The following is a 15,237-nucleotide window of genomic DNA, read 5'->3' on the forward strand; positions in this document are numbered from 1 at the left end:
TCATCCCTCTCGGAACCAGGCGGGTGTGTCGGGCGTGACCACGACGTCCAACGCGGCCGGAATCACCCGCAGCGCACAGCGGGGGTCCGTGCGCGGCATGACCTCGCCGTCGTGCTCGTACAGCAGCGGCTCCCCGTCGACGCGCTCCACGACCACGTGCTCGCCGCGCCCCCACCGGATCCCGGGGATGTCGTAGACGTCCCCCATCAGCGCCGCGTGCGCGAAGGCGTTCATGTCGGCGTCGGCCGTCACCACCGTGATGTCGAGCAGACCGTCGTCGAGCACCGACCGCGGCACGAGGTTCAGCAGCCCGCCCCGGTACCGGAATCCGCCCACGATCGTCTCCACGATGCCGCCCTCGTGGACCACCGTCCCGTCGACCACGACCCGGCCCTGGTAGGGCACCAGCTCCGCCATGGCGGCGAGGGCCGCGTCCATCAGCAACTGCCGTCCGCTGCCCGGAAGCTCGGCCGCCTTCAGCAGCGTCTGCGCGAACAGGCCGCTGCCCGAGCCGAGGACGACGATCTGGTCGTTCTGCTCGATCCGGGCGAGATCGAGGGTCCGGGTGGCCGCCTGCCCGCGCGTCACCCGGTCGACGGCCGCGTCCCACGACGCGTCGTTCCACAGGCCGCGGTAGACGGAGTTGCCCGTCCCGCCCGGCGCGACCAGCAGCGGCGGGGTCGCCACCCCGGCCTCCCGGGCCCGCCACAGCCCCGTGACCACCTCGAAGACCGTCCCGTCACCGCCCACGGAGACGACGGCGTCCACGGGCTCGGCGTCCGCGGCCAGTTTGTACGCGATGTCGGGGGCGTCGCCCGGCGCCGTGGTGGTGAAGGTGCGCACCTCGACCGCCTCACGCGCTGCCAGGTCGGCGATCAGCTGCTCGCCGTCGCTGCCCGCCGCCGGATTGAGGATCGCGGCAAAGCGCAGCCGCTGCTGTGCAGACATGTCTCTCCTGGTCTCTCGCTCGATCACGGGAGCAGCCGGCGCACGACACTGACGCGCGCCCCGCGCTTCGGAATCATGGTGATGTGGTTCATGGCGCTGCCCTCGTCGCCCGGGTCGACGGCGCGCAGCTCCACGGCGCGGAGCACCGCCGCGAGCACGGTCTCCACCTCGACCTGCGCGAAGGTGGCGCCCAGGCAGCGACGGGCGCCGCCGCCGAACGGGATCCACGCGTTCTGCGGCGGAGTGCCCTCCAGCCACCGTTCGGGACGGAACAGCCGGGCGTCGGGCCCCCACAGCCGCGGATCGCACTGCACGGCGCCGATCGACGGCAGCACCGACACCCCGGCCGGCAGCCGGTAGCCGCCCAGCTCGATCGGCTCGGTCAGCCGGCGCGCCACGTTGTGGATCACCGGCCGGACCCGCAGCGCCTCCTTGAACACGGCGGTGCGGTACGGGTCCTTGGGCTCGTCCAGGCCCTCGCGCACCCGGGCCAGCACCCGCGGATGGCGCACCAGCCGCTCGAACAGCCAGGCCAGCGCGACCGCGGTCGTCTCGTGCCCGGCCACCAGCAGGGTCATGACCTCGTCGCGCACCACCTCGTCGTCGGGCTCGCCCTCCAGCAGCATCGACAGCACATCGGTGCGTTCCGAGCGGCGCGGGTCCGTCCGGCGCCGGGCGATCTCCGCGTAGATGAGTTCGTCGGCGCGCTCCAGCCCGGAGACCACCTTGGTCCAGGGCCAGACGCGGCCCAGGCCCGGACGGATCCAGACGAGGATGTCGGACAGGCCGATGTCCGCGACCTTGCGCAGCGCCGCGCCCAGCTCGGCCGCCCGCCCGGGGTCGTCCACGCCGAACACCACCCGCACCATGATGTCCAGGGTCAGCGCGTAGGCCCGGTCGAGCAGCCGGACCGGACGGCCCACCGGCCAGCTGAGGGCCTCCCGCTCCGCCAGCTCCTGCATGGCCACGACCAGCTGGCTGATGCGCTCGTGGTGGAACGGCGGCATCATCCGCTTGCGTGCCGGGCGGTGCTCGGGCGCGTCGAGGGTGAGCACGGAGTGACGGCCGACGATCGGCACGAGCAGGGAGTTGCCCTCCCCGGCGTGGAAGACGTCCGGCGCGCCGCGGAACACCTCCTTGATGTGCTCCGGGTCGCGCAGCAGCACGAACGGGCCGCCGGGCACGACCCGCAGGGTCACCATGTCCCCGTACCGGTCGTGCATCTGCGTCAGATAGTGCTGCCTGCTGCGCCGGAAGCGGACGGTCTGCCGGGCCACGGACTCGGACGGGCCCGGCGGCATCCGGTCCATCGGCTCCGTGATCGGCATCTTGCTGATCGAGGCCGACCGCGCCAGACGCTCGCGCGCGGTGGCCGGGCGGCGGGGGGAGGCGTGCTGTGCGGAGGTGCTCACGAGGGGATCTCCGTCCGTGGTGCGGGGCCGCCCGCCTCGGCTGCCGCCTGGGCGGACCCGGACGGCGCCGCCGCGGTGGCGAGATGCTCCAGATAGCGGTCGAGGACGCGGTCCGTGACCCGGCCGCGCGGCAGCCAGGGGGCGCTCGCCCGCAGCCAGGGCAGATCGCTCGGCCCGGTGTCCGCGCCGGCGATACGACGGGCCAGCACGCTGCCGTGGTAGACGCTCAGGGCGAGCCCGTGACCGTTGCAGCCGGTCGCGTGATGCAGCCATGGATCGCCGCGGTGCTCCCCGAGCACGGGCAGACCGTCCCGGGTCACGGCGATCGGGCCCGCCCAGGCGGCGTCGAGCGAGATGTCGGCCAGGGCCGGGGAGAAGGCCCGCGCCGCCGCGAGGAGCCGCCCGGGGTGCGGGGCGAAACAGCCGTGGGCCCCCCGCTCCAGGGCGCCGCCGCCGACCACCAGCCGGCCGTCCGGGGTGAGCCGGAAGTAGGGCGCCACCTCTCCGTGCTCGATCAGCGGCTCGGCGTCCAGGCCGGCCAGCTCCGCCAGCTGCTCCTCGGACAGCTTGTGCGTCACACCGGCCTGCACGCGCACGGGCAGCACGCCGGACGGCGCCGCCGCCAGGGCGCCGCCGTACGCGTTGACGGCGAGGACGACATGGTCGGCGACCAGTTCGCCGCCGTCGGTGACGACCGTGTTCAGCAGTCCCCGCCGGATCCGGCGGACCTGGCTGTTCTCATGGACGACCAGGCCCAGCCGCTCGCCGGCCCGGGCCAGCTGCTCGGTGAGCGCCGCCGGATCGAGCGTCGCGGCCGGGCCGTAGCGCAGCCCGCTCAGACTGCGGCCCGCGTACGGGGGCAGCTGGTCGCGCTCGACGAACTCGACGTACTCCGGGGGCAGCCCGAGCATCAGCGCCGCCTGGCGCTCCTGGTACTGGTGCTCGGCGGCCCGCTCGTCGCGGGCGACGACGAGCTGGCCGCCCGGCGTCAGATCGCAGGCCAGCTGGTGCCGCTCCACCAGGTCGAGCACGTGCCGTACCGCGGCCACCGACCACAGGTGCGCGGCCCGGGCGACGTCGTCCCCGAAGCGCCGCCGCGCCACCTGCAACGGAGGCCCGATGCGCGGGCCCAGCAGCCCGGTGCCACGGCCGCTCGCACCCGCGGCGACGCGGTCCGCCTCCAGCACCACCACCCTCGACTCCGGATTCAGCGTCAGGAGTTCCAGCGCGGTGGACAGTCCCGTCAGGCCCGCTCCGACGACGGCGACGTCGCAGCGCCGCCGTCCGCGCAGCCGCGGACGCGTCGCCTCCTGGCTCGTCGCCCAGGGGGTGAGGTGGCTGTTCATCGCCTGCCCCGCAGGGCGCCGGCCAGGGTGAAGCGCCGGGATCCGGTGATGGCGCGCGCGATGGCCCGCGCGTCGACGGCCATGTCGGGCAGCTGGCCGGGGGGCAGCCGGTAGCCCTGGAAATAGAGATGGGGCGCGTGGGGGAGGGTCTGGGCGCCGTGCACCAGGGGCCGGCCGCCGGGCTGGGACAGCACGCCCAGGTGCCCCAGCAGCCCTTCCATGTCGGGGCGCTGACCGGTGGCCGCGATGACCACGTCGGGCTTGATGCTGGTGCCGTCGTCGAGCAGCACCGCCTTGCGGTTGAAACCGGTGACGCCCCGGACGATCTCGATGGACCCGTCGCGGACGCCCGCGATCAGGCCGCGGTCGATCGCGCCGTACGAGTGGCCGATGCGGGCGGTGCCCGCCATCGTGCCCTCCTTGGGCATGGGTATCCCGTAGCGGGACAGGTCCCCCCACTGCATCCGGTGCATCAGCAGGCTGGCCCGGTTGACGAGCCAGTGCGGCAGCGGTCCGTGCTTGATGGCCTGGCAGAGCAGGGAGGTGCTGGGGCTCAGCTTGAACAGGACCGGCATGTTCCGGATGGACATCCGCACCCGGGACGCGCCCGCCTGCGCCGCGGCCACGGCGATGTCGATCCCGGTCGGGCCGCAGCCGACCACCAGCACGTCCTTGCCCACGTAGGGATCCGGCACGGTGTACTCGCGGGCGTGGAGGAACTCGCCCTCGAACTCCTTCAGCCCCGGCCAGTCCGGGACGAACGGCTTGCGGTGCAGCCCGGTCGCGACGATGACGTGCTCGGTCCGCAGATCGCCGTCGGAGGTGCGCACCACCCAGCGGTCCCCGTCCCGGTCCACGCGCTGCGCGTCCGTACCGAAGCGGATGTCGGGGTTCAGCACCTCGATGTACTTCTTCATGTACGTCAGGAAGTCGTTGCGCATGGGCCACGGCCCGTACTCCGCGGACAGCCGCATGCCCGGGAGCGAACTCAGCCGCCGCCACGAGTTCATCCGCAGCGAGGGGTAGTACGAGTGCCAGGTCGAGCAGGCCCGCTGCTCGCGGTCGAGCAGCAGCGGATCGAGGCCGGCCTCCTTCAGCGTCCAGGCCACCGCGAGCCCGCCCGGACCGGCACCGATGATGACGGGGCGTTCCTTTGTCACGGACATGAGCTGGATCCTCACCTCAGACGTGTTCGGGCTGTCGCATGCCGGACCGGTCCCGTTCGGCGAGCCGGCGTTCGAACTCCTCGAAGGCCGGCAGCCGCACCGGCTCGAACCGCACCGCGAACGGCTTCAGGAAGTTCCCGAACAGGGCCCGGTCACCGCACAGATGGATGGGCACCGCGAGCAGCGCCCACTCGAAGCCCGCGACCAGCGCCCAGACACCCACGACCACGGCGTTGGTGACCATGCTGTGCATCGTGTTGTAGAGGACGTAGTACACCTTGGAGATGTCGCCGCCGCGGGCCCGCCGGTAGGCGATCGCCCCGGGGATGTAGCCGATCAGGTCGATGTAGACGAACAGCAGGACGGCCGGCCACCAGCGCACCTCAGACAGGTGCAGGAGGAAGAGCACCGAGCACACCACCAGGGCGACCCCGTACTCCAGGCGCAGCAACCCGTACGTCGTCCTGGTCTCGAAGCGGTTCGCGTGATCCATGTGCCGTCTCCTCGCTCACGCCGCTGAAGCGGAGCGCTCGTCCGCTCCCGCGAACCGGGCCTTGATGACGGCGGCCGTGGCCGGGTCGCCGATGACCGTGACATTGCCGAGCAGACTGCCCACGATGGTGGCGATGGCCTCCTTGAGGACCTTGGTCGCGATCGGCTCCAGAACGCCCGCGAGGCTCGGGATGCCGAAGTCGAAGGTCACCTCGAACGTGACCTCGCAGCCGTCGGCGACCGGCTCGATCCGCCAGGAGCCGCGGAACAGCTCGAAGTCCCCGTCGGTCTGCTCGAAGACGATCCGTCGCGCGTCCCGCTGGAAGTAGTCGATCTCGGACCAGCGCAGCGGACCGTTGCGGAAGAAGATGTCCCAGTCACTGGCGAGCGGCCCGTCCGCGTCGCCCGGGTGCACCACGACGGAGCGCACCTCGTCCACGAACTCGGGGTAGCGCTCGAATTCGGTGATGCGCTGGTACGCCGCGTCGGCGTCGATGCCCGTGGACCGCAGGGTCAGTTCAAGGCTACGCATGGGTGAGTACCTCGTATTCAGGATTGCGTTCGGCGACCTGACGGGCCGCTCGGTCGAACCGCTCGATGAAGAACTCGACGTCGGAGTCCGACATCACGGCGGGGGGCGTGAACCGCACCACGTTGTCCGAGTTGAGGGAGAGATTGGCCACGACGTCCTGGCCGACGAGCGCGATGAAGAGGTCGGCCGCCAGGGCCGGGTCGACGAACTCGACGCCGATGAGCAGCCCGGCACCGCGCACCTCATGGGGGTGGTGGGCCAGATGCGCACCCGTGATCCGCGTGAGTTCGGGCGTGATCAGGCTGCCCAGCTCGGCCGCCCGGTCCACCAGGCCCTCGTCGCGGATCGCCGTGATCGCGCCGCACACGGCGGCCATGGCGAGGGGCGCCGCGGAGAACGTCGAGGTGTGCAGGACGGGGTCGCGGTCGAGGACGGAGAACACCTCCGAGGTCGCGATCGTCGCCGCGACCGGCATCACCGCGCCGCCCAGCGCCTTGCCCGACAGCAGGATGTCGGGCCGTACCTCCTCGGCGTCGGCCCCCCACCACCTGCCGAGCCGGCCGAGCCCGGTCTGGATCTCGTCCACGACGAGCAGGGCGCCGTACTCCGAGCACGCGGCCCGCACCGCGCTCAGATAGCCGGCCGGCGGGATGACCACACCGCCCTCGCCCTGGACCGGCTCGACGATGACACAGAACTCGCCCGGGTGCTCGGCGAGGACCGCGCGGAGGGCCGGCACGTCGCCGTACGGCACATGGGAGACGTCCGGCAGCAGGGGGCGGAACGGCTCCTGGAAGGTGCTCTTCGCCGTCACCGACAGGGCGCCCAGCGTCTTGCCGTGGTAGCCGCCGACCATCGACACCAGGCGCCGCCGCCCGTTGAGCCGGGCGAGCTTGAGGGCGGCCTCGACCGCCTCGGTGCCCGAGCCCGAGAAGTGGATGCGCTCCAGACCGGGGGGCGTCACGGACGTCAGCAGCTCCGCGGCGCGGGCGGCGGCCGGCTCCAGGAAGATACGGGAACCGATCGGATGGCTGTGCAGCTGCCGCTCGACCTCGCGGACCACCGTGGGGTGCCGGGCGCCGGTGATGAACACGCCGTAGCCGCCCGCGTTGAGGTACCGACGGCCGTCGCTCGCCGTGATCCACGCCCCCGACGACTCCACCTCCACCTGGCCGCCGAGCACCTCCGCCAGCCGGGCCCGTCCCGAACTCATCGTGCGCCGGTACACCGCGGACACCCGGGCACTGTCGAGCGTCTCGTCGCTCTGCATGGCCGCGTTCACCTCTTCCCTCTTGTCGGAACCCTCGGGAGCCATCGGAACCCTCGGGAATCAGTCGAAACGGAGCACGTCACCGCGGAAGCTGGCCGCCAGCGCGGCACTGGTCGCGCCCTTGGACGGCGGGTGGAAACTCACGCAGTGGCAGGCGGCCGCCAGGTACGCCACATCCGGTGAGCCGATGTACGCCATGCCGCCCAGGGCCTCCACGGCCCGCCGCGCGGAGTCCACGATGGCCTCCTGGGCGCCGTACCGGGCGACCATGGCCCGGGCCAGGGCGGCGTTGTCGCCCTCCTTCGCCATCAGCTGCCGGGCGATCCCCTCCAGCAGCTGAGCGGCGGTCTCGATCCTGATGCCCAGGTCCGCGACGACGGCGGGGGTGATCCGCTTGCTCGCGAAGGCCTTCTCCACCAGAGCGCTGGCCATGCCCAGGTAGCAGGAGGTGATCAGCATCTCGAACCACATGAACCCGATGGTCTGCAACTCGTCGATCTCGCCCCGCTCACCGATCTCCGTCGGCACCAGCAGGCGCTCGTCGACGAACACATCGGTGAGCCGGACCTCGTCGCTCTCCGCGCCCGCGAGGACGTCGCTCTTCCAGAACGGATGGACGGACACCCCCGGGGTCTCCGCCGGCAGCAGCATCAGGACGGTCTCCTGCCCGCCGTCCTCGCGCGGGACCGCGACGCTGGCGGACAGCAGGTTCATCGAACGCGACATGCTGCACGGGCGCTTGGCGCCGTTGACGACGATGCCGCCGTCCGCACGGGTGCCGCTGACCGTCGGGGAGAGGATGCCCTGACCCGGGTTGCCCTCGGCGAAGCCGGACGACACCAGCAGGTTCTGCGTGGCGATGCCTTCCAGCAGCGCCCACTCCACACCGCTGGACCGCAGGCTCTCGGCGAGCGTGAAGATGGTCGCGACCGAGAAGTGGTGCATGGTCGACGCCACCGCCAGGGACGGCGCCGCCGCCCCGATCGCGCGGGTCACCCGCACGGCGTCCAGCGCGTTCGCGCCGAGCCCCGCGTACGCCTTGGGGATGACCAGGGCCGGGCCGCCGGCGGAGCGGAACAGCTCCAGGCCCTGGTTGTCGGGCTTCTCCAGGTCGGCCAGGGGCGACTCGGACAGCTTCGACAGCAGGCCGGGCAGATACGTCTCACAGACCGCGCGGGCCTCATCGAGCGACTGCAACGCTGTCCTCCTCCTTGATGACGACGGAGACTCCCTGGAGGTGAGTCGTGCGCAGCACGGGATAGTTGGCCTCGCCGAAGGCCCCGCCCGTCAGACCGGTGCCGCCGTGCGACGGCAGGGGCGCGGTGAACGCGATGTGCGAGTCGTTGACCTTGAGCAGCCCGCCGGTGACGGTATGGGCGACGAACCGGTCGACGACCTCCTGGTCGCGGGTCCACAGCGAGTTGCGCAGGCCGTACTCGTTCGAGTTCACGTACTCGACGCAGGCGTCCAGGAGCGCCTCGTCGTCGGCGGACTCGGGCACCACGATCGGCAGCAGCGGGAAGAACGTCTCCTCCCGCACCGCCCGCACCTCGCGCGCGTCCTTCAGCCCGTCGACACGCAGCACGGTGGGCTGGAGGAAGAACCCGGCGCTGTCGTCCACCGTGCCGTCGAGCTGCATGCCGTGGCCGCCGGTGACCACGGTCGCGCCCTTGTCCACCGCGTCGTTCAGGAAGTCGTGGAACTTGTCGTGCCGCAGCACCGGCGAGAGCAGGACGCCCTCCTGGTCCGGGTAGCCCGGGCGCAGCCGCTGCGCACGCTCGGCGACCCGCTCGATCAGGGCGTCCGCGACCTCCGGGTGCACGATCGCCTGGTTCGGGATCATGCACAGCTGGCCCGAGCCGTAGAAGCTCTCCGCGAGCGCGTCGGCCGCCCCGTCCAGGTCGGCGTCCTTCCACACCACCACCGCGTCGTTGCCGGCGAGTTCGAGGATCGGCTTCTTGCCCGCCTCGACGCAGCGGCGCTCCAGCTTGAGGCCGTTGGGCACGTCACCGAAGAACAGGACGTCGTCCACCAGCGGGCTGCGGATCCACGCGTCCAGCATCGGCGCGGGGTTCCCGCACACCACGTTGAGCAGTCCGGGCGGGGCGCCGAGCTGGTCGAGGATCGGCGCGATGATGTGCCGCAGCGCGTAGGTGACGCCGTACGGTGCGGTGCGCGGCGCCCGCACGACGGCCGCGTTGCCGCCCGGCAGGCACATGCTGCCCAGCAGCGCGCTGACCAGGGGCGCGTTCGCGGGCGGGGTGATGCACACGACGCCGTCGGGCTGGCGCCGGACGATGTTGCGGCGGTTGCCGACGGTGAACTCCTGGTGCAGCTGACCGCGCAGATACGCCGCCGACTCCGGCCGGGTCAGCTCGCGCATCCCGGAGATCTCCCACTTGGCCAGCTCCAGCGGGTGCCCCTCCAGGGTGAGCAGGCGGACGAGTTCGTCCTGGTGCTCCTCGATGGTGGCGCGCAGCAGCTCCATCCAGCCGTCGAAGCGGACCGACAGGGGGGCCGCGCGCCAGATCTTCGTCGCCTCCGCCGCGGCCTGCACCGCGTCCTCCACGGTGGCCTCGTCGGCGAGGGCCACCCGGCCGGCGATGACGCCCTCCGGCACCTCGTCCGGGGAGACCCGGCCCGATTCCAGCCGCCTCTTGAGGGTGAGACTCGCGAACGAGTCCTCCAGGACGGCGCGGGCCGACAGGACGTAGACCCATCGGCCGCTCTCGATGTCCTTGCCACGTACGTAACTACTGAGTGATGGGATTGCCTGTGCCTCGACACTTGCTGCCAAAGTGACCCCGCAAGGTAGATGTCTGCGGCAGCTGGGGGACGGTGTCCGCACGCCGCTGCCAGCGCTGCGGAAAGCAGTATTGACGGCCCCCCTGAAACGGGTCTGACTTCCGGCGTGCGGTGGTGTGGGCAGCGCGTCAGAGCGGATTGCTAGCTTCTGGCAGACCATTTTCCGTACGTGAGGACAGAGCATGCAGATGCCCGACTCGCTCCGGCCGGAAGCCAGCGCCTCGATCCTTTCGGCCCTGGAACGCCACGCGGACAACCCCAGTGCCTTTCTTGCGCTCAACCGCGGCAATGAGTACTTCACCTGCGAGGACCTGGACGGATTTGTCTGCTATCGGGTCCAGGGGCGCCGCTGGATCCAGTTCGGCGGGCCGTTCGCCGCCCCGGACTGCCGGCGGGAACTGGAGACCCGGTTCGTCGAGCGCGCGCATAGCCAAGGCTGCAAGGTGATCGGCGCGCAGCTTCAGCGTGCGGACGCCGAGCTGTTCGCCGAGCTGGGCCACACCGTGAATCAGGTCGGCGCCTCCTACGCCGTGCGGCTCCCGGACTTCTCGCTGCGCGGGAAACGCTTCGTACGGCTGCGCAACAAGATATCCCGGGCCCTGCGCGCGGGGCTGGAGATCACCGAGATCGAGCCGGACAAATGCGCCGACGAGATCGAGGTCATCAATCAGCGGTGGCTGCGGGACAAGGGCAAGCACACCAAGGAACTCGCCTTCCTCATCGGCGAGATCGGCGGCGAGTGGCAGCCGCTGCGCAAGCTGTACGTGGGAAAGGTCGACGACACCGCGATCGCCTACGTGTCGTACGCACCGGTGCACGGCTCGCGTCCGGGGTGGCTGCACGACCTGAGCAGGCGGCTGCCGGACTCACCGCCCGGCGTGATGGAGGCCATCAACTCCCAGGCCATCCAGGACATGCAGGCAGCCGGCACGGAATGGCTGCACTTCGGCTTCACGCCGTTCACCGGCCTCGACAGCGACCACGAGCTGCCCACCGCCAGCCCCATGGCGGCGCGCGTGGTCCGGTTCGTCGCCGAGCACGGTGACCGGGTGTATCCGGCGAAGAGCCAGCTGGAATACAAGTCCAAGTGGTATCCGGACGTCGTCCTGCCCGAATACTTCGCCTTCGACGGAGGACTGTCGCTCCGGTCGCTGTGGAGCGTGGCGAAGGGGACCAACATCATCTGACGCGGCCGCATCCGCACCGTGCCGCCGGAGGAAGGGAAACGAAGTGTCCGAAGTCTGTTTCACCGCGACCTGCGATGCGCCGCTCGACGTCACCTTCGCCTATCTCGACGACTATCGCAACGTTCTGGAGTACATGCACGGGATGACGAGCTACCGTCCGGTCGGTGAACTCGACCACGGTCTCGGGGCGATGTACGAATCGACGATCAAACTCGGTCCTTCCACCCAGAAGTCGACCATCAAGAACGTGTGCTGGGAGAAGAACGCACGCGTCTCCTACGAATCGGTCTCCGGTATGCGGTCGACCACCACTTTCGTCTTCCGGGAACTGCCGGGACAGCGCAGCGAGGTGGAGGTGCGCATCGGTTTCTCGCTGCCCGGCGGAATAGCGGGACGGGCCCTGGAGAAGACCCTGGAGCCGTTCATCGCCGCAGCGGCGAAGAACACGGCCGCGAACATCTCCCGTGTGGTGTCCGCCCATTATGCGAGGCAGGTGGCCGCCGCCGGGAACGCCGATTCTCCGAGGCCCTGAACGGGGAGGACGTCATGGGCGGGGTTCGGACCGAGAAGGCCGTCGAACGCGGTGACGGCGAGGAGGCGGGCGGCACCCGGCCGGCCCGCCGGCGTCCCACCATGAGCTTCGACGCCATCGCCGGGCTGGCCGACCGGCTCGCCGACGAATGGGCCGCACGACTGGGCCTGCCGGCCGCGCACCTGGGCCTGCCGGCCGAGCAGCTGCCGAACGGCTAGCCGCCCGGCACCGGAGGGCACCAGGACGCACGGGAAACCCCCGATGCCTCGGGCATCGGGGGTTCGGCGTGGGTACCGCCGCCTTCAGCCGGCCCGCACGGCCGCCGTGTCGCGGTCCGGCCGGCGGTCCCACTGCTCCCTCAGGAAGGACCCGATGTCCCGCACCGACGCGGCGGCCTCGCGGACCAGCCCCGCCTGGGCCTGGGCCGCGTGCCACAGCACCCGGCTCTCCGCGAAGCGCACCGTCACACCGGCCCGGCGCAAGGACGCCGCCAGGTCGACGCACTGCCCGTAGAGCAGTTCCCGCGTGTTGGTGTGCAGATAGGTGGGCGGCAGGCCCGTGAGGTCGCCGCGGGCGGGCGCGTAGCGGGGATCGGCGGGGTCCATCGCCCCCCGGTACGCGGCGGCGCACGCGAGCCCCCACGCCCGGCTGACCACGAGGTCCCGGCGCTGCTCGGCGACCCGGCCCGGGTCGGCCCACGGCGAGACGAGCGCCAGCGCGGCCGGCACTCCCGGCCGGCCGGCAGCGCCTTCGCCGGCGCTCTCACCCGCCAGGGCGACCGCGTGCCGGGCGGCGGCCAGGGCGATCCCGCCGCCCGCCGAGTCGCCGGCGAGCACCAGGGAGGACGGCGCGTGGCCCTCGTCCCGCGCGAGGACGTCCATCGCCGCGAGCGTGTCCTCCAGGGCCGCGGGGCACGGGTGCTCGGGGGCGAGGCGGTAGTCGAGGACGTAGACGGGACGGCCGGTCGCACGGGCCAGATGCGCCGCGAGGGAGCGGTGCGTCGCGGGGGAGCCGACGGTGAACCCGCCGCCGTGCAGATACAGCACGGCCCCCGGGCCGGAGGCCGGCCCCGCCGTGACGCGCTCGGCCCGCCGGGCCCCGAGCCACAGCCTGTCCACCCGCGCGCCGGCCGGCATCGGCTGGCCGACGGAGAACGCGTTCAGCAGCACGCGCTGCACCGGCCAGGGCACACGGGGATGGAACGTCGTCCGGAAGAAGGGGTGCAGCAGGGCTTTCGCCACCGTCGGCGGAAGGTTCACGGGCGCGCTCCCGGGCGGGGCGCGATCCGGAGCAGACGGGACATGACGGCCCCGAAGCGCTGCGAGCCCGCGGGCGCGATCCTGCCCAGCAGATCGAGGGCCTTGGCCTCGGCGCCGATGAGCACGCGTGCCCGCTGCTCGTGCACCCCGCGCACGATGGTGTCGGCGGCCATCTCGGGGCTGTGCAGCGCGAGGCGCTTGTCGAAGGCCCGCGCGATGGAGGCCGCGTCCAGGCCGGCGGCGGCCCCGGCGTTGCGGGCCACCGCGGTCTTGATGCCGCCGGGGTGCACCGCGGTCACACGCACCGGGTACCGGGCCAGCAGCATCTCCTGCCGCAGCGCCTCGGTGAAGCCGCGGACGGCGAACTTCGAGGCGCTGTAGGCGCTCTGCCCCGGGTAGGTGATCAGCCCGAACAGGCTGGAGACATTGACGACATGGCCGTCACGGGACGCGATCAGGTAGGGGAGGAACGACGTGGTCATGTACACCGTGCCCCAGAAGTTGACGTCGAGGACGCGCTCGACCTCCTTGTACGACTGCCGCTCCACCTCGCCGTAGTAGGCGATGCCCGCGTTGTTGTAGACCTGATGGACCGTGCCGAAGTACGCGCGGACGTCGTGCGCGTACGCGATGACGGCTTCCCGCTCGGTGACGTCGAGGCGGGTGGCCCAGATGTCCCGTCCATGGCCCGCGCAGATCTTCGCGGTCTCCTCGACGCTCTTCTCGTCGATGTCGGACAGCGCCAGATGCGCCCCGAGTTCGGTGAGGCGCACGGCGAGCGCGCGCCCGATTCCGGACCCGGCACCGGTGATGACGACGACCTTGTCCTTGAAGCTGTCCAGTGGCTTCCTTGCCATGCGCGTCCTCACCTCGAGATGTGGTAGGCGTCAGCGTCGAAGGTTCGCGTGATGCGGCGGAAGGTGTACGAGAAGCCGGGCCACATCGTGGTGTTGGCACCGTGCTTGTCGAGGTACCAGCTGGCGCAGCCGCCGGTGTTCCACACGCTGCGCGACAGCTCCTCCTGCACGGACCGGTAGTAGGCCTCCTGCGCGGGCTCCCGCACCTCGACCGTGCGCAGCCCCTGGCGCTTCATGAGGGTGAGGGCGCCGACGAGATAGTTCACCTGCGCCTCGATCATGAAGATCATCGAGTTGTGGCCGAGCCCGGTGTTCGGGCCCACCAGCAGGAACATGTTGGGGAAGCCCGCGATGGCGGTGCCCTTGTAGCACTTGCGGCCGACCGTGTCGAACACGTCCGCGAGACTGCGCCCGTCCTTGCCGAAGATCCTCCGGTACATCGGAGAGTCGGTGACGTGGAAGCCGGTCGCGAAGACGATGACGTCCGTGGGGTGCTCCACGCCGTCCGCCGTGACGAGGGACTTCTCGCGGATCTGCGTGATGCCCGCGGTGACCAGGCGCACGTGGTCCAGGTTGAACGTGGGGTAGTAGGTGTTGGAGAGCAGGATGCGCTTGCAGCCGAGCCGGTAGTCGGGGCGCAGACGGCGGCGCAGGGCCGGGTCGCGCACCTCCTGGCGGAGCTTGGCGCGGGCCAGCAGCTCGACCGGCTTCAGCAGCCCGGGCACCTTGGCCAGGGCGATCGCCTGCGCCTCGTGGGCCCAGTAGATCCCGGAGCGCAGGGCGCGCTGGTAGAAGGGCACGAACCGGCAGGCGAGGCGTTCGGCCCGCGAGTACGGGCGGTCCAGGCGCGGCATGACCCAGGGCGCGGTGCGCTGGTGCACCTGGAGTTCCGCGACCCGCGGCGCGATGGCCGGCACGATCTGGATGGCGGACGCTCCGGTGCCGACGACGGCGACCCGCTTTCCGGTCAGATCGGTGTCGTGGTTCCAGCGGGCCGAGTGATGGATGTCCCCGGCGAAGGTCTCGATGCCGGGGATGTCCGGCAGCGCCGGCTCGCACAGCGCTCCGAAGGCACCCACCAGGACGGTCGCCGCGAACGCCCCCTGGGACGTCTCGACGTGCCAGCCCTCGTCCTCGCCCTGCCAGCGCGCGCTCAGCACCTCGCAGTCGAAGACGTGACGGTCGTGCACCCGGTGACGGCGCGCGACCTTCTCGATGTAGGCCTGGATCTCCGGCTGCGGGGAGAAGGAGCGGCTCCAGCCCGGGTTGAGCGCGAACGAGTAGGAGTACAGATGGGAGGGGACGTCGCAGGCGGCTCCCGGGTAGGTGTTGTCCCGCCAGGTCCCGCCGACGCCGTGGCCGCGGTCGAGGACCAGGAAGTCGTCCCAGCCCTGACGCAGGAAGCGGATCGCCGCGGCCACGGCGTCGGCG

General features: G+C 71.5%; 15 protein-coding genes. 3 read left to right on the forward strand and 12 right to left on the reverse strand.

All coding sequences use genetic code 11. The features are described from left to right. The 9 genes from CCN44_RS01225 to CCN44_RS01265 are packed head-to-tail and all read right to left on the reverse strand — an operon-like array spanning window position 1 to window position 9,963. Complete coding sequence (locus tag CCN44_RS01225) at window positions 1–948, reverse strand: diacylglycerol/lipid kinase family protein (RefSeq protein ID WP_086696633.1); 948 nt, start codon at window positions 946–948, stop codon at window positions 1–3. A 23-nt stretch (window positions 949–971) separates the two neighbouring features. Beyond that, window positions 972–2,360 carry a cytochrome P450 gene (locus CCN44_RS01230; RefSeq protein WP_158103063.1) on the reverse strand — a complete coding sequence of 463 codons (1,389 nt, stop codon included), beginning with the start codon at window positions 2,358–2,360 and terminating at the stop codon, window positions 972–974. Next, window positions 2,357–3,706: an NAD(P)/FAD-dependent oxidoreductase gene (locus tag CCN44_RS01235; protein ID WP_059248425.1), complete on the reverse strand. Its 1,350-nt coding sequence runs from the start codon at window positions 3,704–3,706 to the stop codon at window positions 2,357–2,359. The genes CCN44_RS01230 and CCN44_RS01235 overlap by 4 nt, the downstream gene beginning before the upstream one ends. After that, on the reverse strand, window positions 3,703–4,872 hold the full coding sequence (locus CCN44_RS01240) for a flavin-containing monooxygenase (RefSeq protein ID WP_086696635.1): 1,170 nt from the start codon (window positions 4,870–4,872) through the stop codon (window positions 3,703–3,705). The genes CCN44_RS01235 and CCN44_RS01240 overlap by 4 nt, the downstream gene beginning before the upstream one ends. A gap of 16 nt (window positions 4,873–4,888) precedes the next feature. Continuing rightward, complete coding sequence (locus tag CCN44_RS01245) at window positions 4,889–5,365, reverse strand: hypothetical protein (RefSeq protein WP_059248423.1); 477 nt, start codon at window positions 5,363–5,365, stop codon at window positions 4,889–4,891. Window positions 5,366–5,380: 15 nt separating this feature from the next. Further along, window positions 5,381–5,896, reverse strand: a complete 516-nt coding sequence (locus CCN44_RS01250) for a type II toxin-antitoxin system RatA family toxin (protein WP_059248422.1) — start codon at window positions 5,894–5,896, stop codon at window positions 5,381–5,383. Then, the gene (locus CCN44_RS01255; protein WP_059254868.1) at window positions 5,889–7,166 is read right to left on the reverse strand and encodes an aspartate aminotransferase family protein; all 1,278 of its coding nucleotides are present in this window, start codon (window positions 7,164–7,166) and stop codon (window positions 5,889–5,891) included. The genes CCN44_RS01250 and CCN44_RS01255 overlap by 8 nt, the downstream gene beginning before the upstream one ends. A gap of 60 nt (window positions 7,167–7,226) precedes the next feature. Continuing rightward, window positions 7,227–8,363, reverse strand: coding sequence for an acyl-CoA dehydrogenase family protein (locus tag CCN44_RS01260; protein WP_059248421.1), 1,137 nt, complete (start codon window positions 8,361–8,363; stop codon window positions 7,227–7,229). Continuing rightward, window positions 8,347–9,963, reverse strand: a complete 1,617-nt coding sequence (locus CCN44_RS01265; protein ID WP_237481005.1) for an aldehyde dehydrogenase family protein — start codon at window positions 9,961–9,963, stop codon at window positions 8,347–8,349. Before CCN44_RS01265 ends, CCN44_RS01260 begins: the two co-directional genes overlap by 17 nt. Window positions 9,964–10,159: 196 nt before the next feature. On the opposite strand from CCN44_RS01265, the gene CCN44_RS01270 reads away from it, so the two are divergent. From CCN44_RS01270 to CCN44_RS01280, 3 genes are read left to right on the forward strand one after another with little or no spacing between them, the layout of a single operon-like run. After that, on the forward strand, window positions 10,160–11,158 hold the full coding sequence (locus CCN44_RS01270; RefSeq protein ID WP_059254866.1) for a bifunctional lysylphosphatidylglycerol flippase/synthetase MprF: 999 nt from the start codon (window positions 10,160–10,162) through the stop codon (window positions 11,156–11,158). 43 nt (window positions 11,159–11,201) lie between these two features. Continuing rightward, window positions 11,202–11,690 carry an SRPBCC family protein gene (locus tag CCN44_RS01275; protein ID WP_158103064.1) on the forward strand — a complete coding sequence of 163 codons (489 nt, stop codon included), beginning with the start codon at window positions 11,202–11,204 and terminating at the stop codon, window positions 11,688–11,690. Window positions 11,691–11,704: 14 nt separating this feature from the next. Next, a complete protein-coding gene (locus CCN44_RS01280; RefSeq protein WP_059248419.1) occupies window positions 11,705–11,908 on the forward strand; it encodes a hypothetical protein in 204 nt (67 codons plus the stop codon). Between the two features lie 84 nt (window positions 11,909–11,992). On the opposite strand, the gene CCN44_RS01285 is transcribed toward CCN44_RS01280, so the two are convergent. The 3 genes from CCN44_RS01285 to CCN44_RS01295 all read right to left on the reverse strand — a co-directional run. Then, window positions 11,993–12,949 (reverse strand): alpha/beta hydrolase fold domain-containing protein, encoded by a 957-nt coding sequence (locus CCN44_RS01285; RefSeq protein ID WP_059248418.1) that lies wholly within the window; start codon window positions 12,947–12,949, stop codon window positions 11,993–11,995. Beyond that, window positions 12,946–13,806, reverse strand: a complete 861-nt coding sequence (locus CCN44_RS01290; RefSeq protein WP_059248417.1) for an SDR family NAD(P)-dependent oxidoreductase — start codon at window positions 13,804–13,806, stop codon at window positions 12,946–12,948. Before CCN44_RS01290 ends, CCN44_RS01285 begins: the two co-directional genes overlap by 4 nt. Before the next feature lie 8 nt (window positions 13,807–13,814). Further along, window positions 13,815–15,237 (reverse strand): flavin-containing monooxygenase (locus CCN44_RS01295; RefSeq protein WP_107502038.1); only part of this gene is annotated, 1,423 nt, incomplete at its 5' end.

Source organism: Streptomyces tricolor (genome assembly GCF_002155905.1).
In the GTDB taxonomy this organism is placed as follows: Bacteria; Actinomycetota; Actinomycetes; order Streptomycetales; family Streptomycetaceae; genus Streptomyces; species Streptomyces tricolor.